Below are 7,913 nucleotides of genomic sequence, written 5' to 3' on the forward strand. Positions count from 1 at the left end.
GAAATTCATAGACAAATATCTGATTATCAGATATAAATATACAAAAAATAACAATTATAACCAAAAAAAATCCGCCTCAAGTTGTGAGACGGATTCTTTTTTATTTTAAAATGATTAAATTTAAATCTCTTATTCTTTAATAATTTTCTTAGAAACAACTCCTGTTTTAGTTTTTACAGTAATAATGTAAACTGCATTGGGGAATTGATTTAAACTAATAGTTTGAGATTTTGAAGCTTTGGTATTTTCTAATATCAGTTTCCCATTCATATCAAAAAGAGCAATTCTCTCAATATGATTTGGAGCTGTAATGTTAATGAAATCTTTCGTTTTTGTTGGATATACTTTCACTTCATCCTTAGTAGAATTATCCGTAGCCAAAGTTATCTTTTTAGTTCCTGTTGCCACCCAAGCAAAATCCTGAGTCGCAGAATTCCCATCTTGATCAACCAGAGTTCCTTTGTTTGTTACAACCACTTTATAAATCCCATCTGCTACAGGATTATCAATAACAATTTGTTCTACATTATCAACTGTATTATCACCTTTTGTAGCATTGGCATTTGGATCATTAATATCTAATTTCCAAGGATAATAAGTTGTTCCAGAACCAACTTCTACAACTCTAAGGTCAAGGTCGTTGACAATTCTAGAAGTATGATTATTTTGGAAATCTATATCATCTGTGAATGGCGTGATTGCAGGATCAATCCAAGAAATACTAACTTTCAAAGGCTCATTTCCTGTTGCTTTAATTTCTTTGGTAAAAGAAACTCCTGTAGTCAGATTATTTTTTTCAAGATAGGAATCTTCAGTAAGCTTATTGAACAAAACCTGAGCGGCTTTTTTAGCATCTACCAATCCCCAACCATACCAAACATCAGGACCAGGTCTTCCGGCTTCGTTAGCTGTATGAGTCAGTAAAGCTTTCATCTCATCAGCATTGAAAATAAAACTGTTGTTTCCTGTAATATTTCTTTCAATTTGAGTTAAAGCGCCAGCAATTCCTGTCACCATTGGAGCGGCATAAGAAGTCCCATAATTAACGACATAAAGATTGGTAGCAGTTGGATTGGTAGTTAAAAAATTTGCCATAATCATATCTACTCCTACTGCCGACAAATCAGGCTTTACAGCACCGTCTTTTCTTGGACCAGCACTACTGAAACTGCCTTTTACAACATCACTAGCTTGAGTATATTTATGATTAGTAGTTGTCAATTGATTAACAGCTCCGACAGTAATAATATTCTTAGCCAAAGATCCAAAGTAAATACAGTTATTTCCCTGGCTACAGTTAGCAGGTGGAACCTCATCATTAGCACCAAAAACCACCCAGCTATTAGATGTAAAACTATATCTATACTTTACAGAATTCGCATTGGGTCCTACGTTATAATAATTTCCAGTTGACTTAACTATAATCTGTTGTGGCTGAGAATAGACTATTTTATCAAAGTTATAATCATTACCACCATAAGCCCCTGCATAGGTATCAGTATGGGTCAAATCATAATTCCCGTACCAATAATAAGTATTTGATGAGTTTGGTTTATTCCAGCCATAATTGGTTCCGTAGGAATGATTCGAGATATTGAGATCTGGTAAGCTAGCCAATTTTTCATAATTATTTCCTAAAGCTGTTGTACCGAACATATAATTATCAACTGTTCCTTGTAGCAAAATTCCTTTTGCATTAGCTTTTGGGTAAGAGACACTAGACTGAGTGAAATCACCTGTAGCAAGTCCGTTTCCTATCAAAACACTATTAACATTGGTCCCGTGATAGTGTTGACTTTGACTTGCATCTTCTTTATTAATTGCTCTTCCAGTTGCAAATTGCTCGTGATTACTTAGAATAAGGCCAGCATCAAAAACTGTTATTTTAATTCCATTACCTGTTACCGGAGATGAGATTCCAGAAACTGTTCCTGCTTGCAACTCATCAATATTTGCAGTCGCATTGGCACTGGTTTCTTCAATAGAATAAAAAACAGGAATTTGACCTGCAGCAAAACCTGCAAGATTCTTTTTAAGGCTGTCTTTTTCTTTTTGAGAATATTTTGCAGTGGATTTTGAAAAATAAGAATCTAATTTATTTTCATTATTTAATCTTTGTTGAGTGAATTCATTTTTAAGTTTTAAGTTTTGAGCATTAGCAAAATAAAAAGTCGCTAAAAAACTTACACTGAATAAAATTTTTTTCATTTTAATAACTTTTTGCAAAGATAAAAAAATACTTATTTCATATTAGTTTTAAAAATGTTAACTATTTATTTTTAAATTTCTTAAATGTATATTCAAAATGGAGTTTTAAATTGGCTACATCTCTATCACTGCAAAAACCATATTTCAAAATATAAAATGTATTGAAGCTTTGAAGAGAATAATACAAAAACGAATTAATTTCGGGAAGTTCAAATCCCATCGAAATGAAATAATCATCTGTCAGATTTTCTCTAATCCACTCCACAAGATCAGGAAGTTTCCATTTATTTTTAATTTCTCCAAAACTAAAACCTTCACCAACAGGCTGAACAAACTCTCCGTGTTTTGGTTTTAATAATTCTTCGCTGGAAGGCGCTTTGAAATAGACTTTTAAATCGTTATTTAGAGTGACTTTTTTCTTATTTTCATTAAATAATTTTGAGTCCGAAGCAAGATTTCCAGACAGTTTTTTCTTAACCTCCACTTCTTCGATTTCAATAGCTAATTTCACAATATTAATAATCAAATCTTTGTGATTTTTAATAATAATTGTTTTACGCTCATAACCTACTTTCACAAAACGAAGTTCATCTCCAACTTTAGCATTAATGATAAATTGCCCTTGAGAATCAGAATAAGTTTTCTCCTGAGAATTGATATTAATAATCAAAACCTCATTGATAGTAACAGAATCAGATATAATTCTTCCCTTAATCTGTTGAGAAAAAATGACGAGCGGAATAAGTGAAAAAGTAATTAGTAAAAGTTTTTTCAAAGGTTATTTTTTATCAAAATTAATTTTAATTGTTAGTCAATAAAGACTTTTAACCAGGATTAACTTTTTTATGAGGAATTAACAATTTCCACTTTGAAAGCTATTTTTTTATCTTTTTTAAAACACTAACTTTACACAAATTTCTATGTAGATGTATTTAGTTTTCGATACCGAAACCACTGGTTTACCTAAAAATTTCAACGCTCCGCTTTCAGATTCAGACAACTGGCCAAGAATGGTTCAGATTGCTTGGCAGATCCACGATGATAATGGAAACCTAATCGAAAATCAAGATTACATCATCAAACCAGAAGGTTACGATATCCCATTCAACGCGGCAAGAATCCACGGAATCACGACTAAAATTGCGAATGAAGAAGGTCGTGATTTGCAAGAGATTTTAGAAGAGTTTTCTCAGGCTTTGGAAAATGTGAGAGTTGTTTCCGGTCACAATGTAGAATTTGATTATAATATTGTTGGTGCAGAGTTTTACCGAAAAAATATCAATGATAATCTTCAGGAAAAACCAAGAGCTGACACAATGATTCTGGGAACAGATTATTGCAAACTAGAAGGTGGACGTGGCGGAAGATACAAATCTCCGAAACTAGAAGAACTTTACGAAAAATTATACGGACACAAATTTGACGAAGCTCACAACGCCGCTGCCGACGTAAATGCAACAGCGCAGGTTTTCTTCGAAATGATGAGAATCGGTGTGATTCCGACTGAGGTTTTGAAAATCAATGAAGCTCAGTTAAAGGAATTTCAAGCACTCAATCCAAATCCGATAAAACCTTTCGGAATTGTTATCAGGAGACAAGTCGCAAGTTTCAACAACAAAAAGAAACAAGTTGATATTACGAACATTGATGAGATTGATTTGGGCAAATACTTCCATTTTGATAATCACAGTGTTTTTTCAACTTTAACTGCGACTACCAACATCAACGACCTCATCAAAAAAGCAAAAGATGACAATTTCTCCGCAGTTGGGATTGTTGATATTGGCAATATGATGGGCGCTTTCAAATTCGTTACAGCGGTTGAAGGTTCCAATTCTGCTATTTCAAAAAAGCATAAAGAATATTTAGCGAAAAAAGCAGAGGCGGAAGAAAAGGGTGAAGTATTCGATGAGGAAGAACCAGATTCCAGCCAATTGATTCCGATTGTTGGGTCAGAATTTTATATTTCTGATAGATATGAGCAAAAACAATTTACCAAAGATGACCCTGATAGAAGAACTCAGGTTGTTTTGTTGGCAAAGGATTTCAATGGTTATAAAAACTTGGTCAAGTTATCAAGTATTGGTTTTCAGAAAGGATTTTATTTTGGTGTTCCGAGAATCAGCAGAGAACTGATTGCGCAATATAAAGAAGGTCTAATAGCCCTCACTTCTGGGATTTTTGGAGATATTCCCAGCACCATTCTGAACATTGGTGAACAGCGTGGTGAAGAATTGTTCCAGTGGTGGAAAAATACATTTGGAGACGATTTCTATGTTCAGATCCAGAATCATAAACTACCGGAAGAAGAGCATTTGAATGAAGTGTTACTGCAATTTGCAGATAAGTATAATGTAAAAATCCTTGCTCAAAACGAAACATTTTACACCAATAAAAGCGATGCGAACATTCAGGATATTTTGAGCTGTATCAAAGACGGAGAAAAATTATCGACACCTATTGGTAAAGGATTCGGGAAAAGAAAAGGTTTGACGACTGATGAATATTACATCAAAAATGCAAATGAATTAAAAGAAACTTTTCTTGCTTATCCTGATGCATTCGAAGCTTATGAAGAGTTTTTTGCAAAATTCACACCTTATACTTTAAAGCGTGATGTTTTGCTACCAAAATTTGATATCCCACAAGAATTCATCCATCCGGAAGATGACTTAGACGGCGGAAAACGTGGCGAAATGGCGTATCTTACGTTCCTTACATACGAAGGTGCAAAAAAACGTTACACAGAAACAGGCATCACGCCAGAAATAAAAGAACGCCTTGATTTTGAGCTGGATGTAATTGCCAACACCGGTTATCCGGGCTACTTTTTGATTGTTCAGGATTTCTGTAATGAGGCCCGAAATATGGGCGTTTGGGTTGGTCCCGGCCGTGGATCTGCGGCGGGATCTGCAGTTGCTTATTGTATTGGAATTACCAATGTGGACCCGATTAAATACGATTTACTTTTCGAGAGATTCCTGAATCCGGAAAGGGTTTCGATGCCCGACATCGATATCGATTTTGACGATGAAGGTCGTGATAAAATTATCAAATGGGTAGTCGAAAAATATGGTCAAGAACAGGTTGCGCAAATTATTACTTATTCCGTTTTAGGAGGAAAATCAGCGATTAAAGATGCGGGTCGAGTTCTGGATGTTTCGATTCCGGAAACGAATATGATTGCGAAATTAATTCCACCAAGTCCCGGAATGAACATCGCAAAAGCCTTAACCAAATATGACAAGCTGAAGCCAGAAGACCAACAATTGGTTGACGAAATGAAAGCTATTTTGAGCGATGAAAATGACTCGAGATTTTCGGTTTTAGATAGCGCCAAAAAGATGGAAGGTTGTATCAGAAACACCGGGATCCACGCTTGTGGTGTGATTATTACACCAGAACCTGTGAGCAACTTGGTACCAATTACGATTGCGGCGAAAGATGCAGAAATTTTAGTTTCTCAATTCGATAACTCGGTAGCAGAGGATGCTGGTCTTTTGAAAATGGATTTCTTGGGATTAAGAACTTTAACCATCATCAAAGATGCTGTAAAGCTTGTGAAAGAACGCCACGACATTGATATTAATCCAGATGAAATTCCTTTGGATGACGCCAAAACTTATCAATTATTTAAAGAAGGAAGAACCATCGGGATTTTCCAATATGAAAGTCCTGGGATGCAAAAATACATGCGTGAACTCAAACCTACAGTTTTCGCCGATTTGATTGCAATGAATGCTTTATATCGTCCAGGTCCTATAAAATATATTCCAAACTTTATTAATAGAAAACACGGAACCGAGGAAATCATTTACGATTTACCTGAACTAGAGGAATACCTTGAAGAAACTTATGGAATTACAGTTTATCAAGAACAAGTAATGCTTTTGTCTCAAAAACTCGCCAATTTTACCAAAGGTGAAGCCGATACTTTGAGAAAAGCGATGGGTAAAAAGCAGATTGATGTTCTTAATAAAATGTATCCAAAATTTATTGAAGGTGGACGAAAAAATAATCTTAATGAAGAACGACTTGAGAAAATTTGGAATGACTGGAAAGCCTTTGCAGAATATGCTTTCAATAAGTCTCACTCCACTTGCTACGCTTGGATTGCTTACCAAACGGCTTACTTAAAAGCCAATTATCCCGCAGAATATATGGCGAGCGTAATGAGTAATAACATTAACAATACCGCTTCTATCACCATGTTTATGGAGGATTGCAAAGCGATTGGCGTAGATGTTTTGGGACCAGATGTGAATGAATCTCAGTATAAATTCTCTGTAAATGAAAAAGGTCAAATCAGATTTGGATTAGGAGCAATCAAAGGAATTGGCGAAGGACCAAGTGAAGCCATTACAATGATCCGCGAAAACGGAAGATATAAAAACATTTATGATTTTTTTGAAAGAATTCCGCCTTCACAAGTTAATAAGAGAGTTGCTGAAAGTTTAATCATCGCTGGTGCTTTTGACGAATTGGATTCTTATCATCGTGGACAATATTTTGATATCGACCAAGCTGGAAGAACCAATATCGAAAGACTTTCCCGATACGGCCAAAGTTTCCAAGACAGTAAAAACGAAATGGACAATTCGCTTTTTGCCGATTTCGCCGAAGAAGTTCAGATTGAACAGCCAAAACTAGCTCCTTGTGCGGAATGGCCAAACATGCATAAACTTAATAAAGAAAAGGAAATCATCGGTTTCTATCTTTCTGCGCATCCTTTGGACGAGTTCAAATATCAGTTCAAGTTTATGCAAGGTGTTTTGTCTAAAAAAGCGGTTTTGGAAGAAAAGAAGGAAGAAATTATTTTGGAAGAAGTTGTTCCAATTTTAGAAAAAGACAGCACTCCAGATGACGAAGAAACGCCAGATATTGTTGTTTCTGATGATGCTGGGCTTGAGGAAGAAATTATTGAAGAATCAACCAAAAAAGCAGAACCAAAAGGAAATTTCAACTTCCTGAATCTTGATGAAGTGGAAGCTTTTAAAGACTTGGCTTTTCCTCCAAAAACAGCAGAATTGTTTGAGGAAAAGAAAAGCTGGAAAGATAAAATGAATGAAAAAGACAATACTAAAGAATATACCGTTGCTGGTTTAATTACCGAATATCGTGTAGCCGACGGTTACCGAAGTGGGGAAAAAGTAGCATTTGTAATGTTGGAAGATTATACAGGTTCCTACTCTTTCCGTTTAGGTGATAGAGATTATATGAGATTGAAAGATAAATTGGAAGTTCAAAGATTTGTCATTATGAAAATTAAATATTCTCAAGGAAAAGACGGGCGTGTTTTCGTGAATGTGAATGAAGTTCTGGAACTGAAAGAAGCGTTTGAGAGATTTGCAAAAAGTTTGTCTGTGGTTGTTCCATTAGATTCTCTAAGAAAAACAGATATTGAATTCTTCCGAGAAAATATCATCCAGAACCAAGGCGAGCAAAAATTGAATTTCTTTATCAAAAACCCAGAAGACGAATCTGTTTTAGAAGTGGTTTCTATGCAACATAAGATTAACATTAATGAAAATCTTTTGGAAGTGATTCATCAGATTAACAACTACGAAGTTTTTTTAAATTAAATATCACAAAAAAGCTAAAATACTAAAGAATCCGTCTCACAACTTGAGGCGGATTTTTTTTGGTTATAATTGTTATTTTTTGTATATTTATATCTGATAATCAGATATTTGTCTATGAATTTC

The 7,913-nt window shown here is 34.8% G+C and carries 3 protein-coding genes; 1 reads left to right on the forward strand and 2 read right to left on the reverse strand.

The window, feature by feature from the left end:
- Window positions 1-129 precede the first annotated feature (129 nt).
- Window positions 130-2,208: a S8 family peptidase gene (locus DRF58_RS17390; protein ID WP_116037182.1), complete on the reverse strand. Its 2,079-nt coding sequence runs from the start codon at window positions 2,206-2,208 to the stop codon at window positions 130-132.
- A 61-nt stretch (window positions 2,209-2,269) separates the two neighbouring features.
- Window positions 2,270-2,983 (reverse strand): peptidase associated/transthyretin-like domain-containing protein, encoded by a 714-nt coding sequence (locus tag DRF58_RS17395; RefSeq protein WP_116037183.1) that lies wholly within the window; start codon window positions 2,981-2,983, stop codon window positions 2,270-2,272.
- A gap of 151 nt (window positions 2,984-3,134) precedes the next feature.
- Between DRF58_RS17395 and dnaE the strand changes: the two genes are divergently transcribed.
- On the forward strand, window positions 3,135-7,790 hold the full coding sequence (gene dnaE, locus DRF58_RS17400) for a DNA polymerase III subunit alpha (protein ID WP_116037185.1): 4,656 nt from the start codon (window positions 3,135-3,137) through the stop codon (window positions 7,788-7,790).
- The last annotated feature ends 123 nt before the right edge of the window (window positions 7,791-7,913 follow it).

It is taken from the genome of Epilithonimonas hispanica (assembly GCF_003385395.1).
In the GTDB taxonomy this organism is placed as follows: Bacteria; Bacteroidota; Bacteroidia; order Flavobacteriales; family Weeksellaceae; genus Epilithonimonas; species Epilithonimonas hispanica.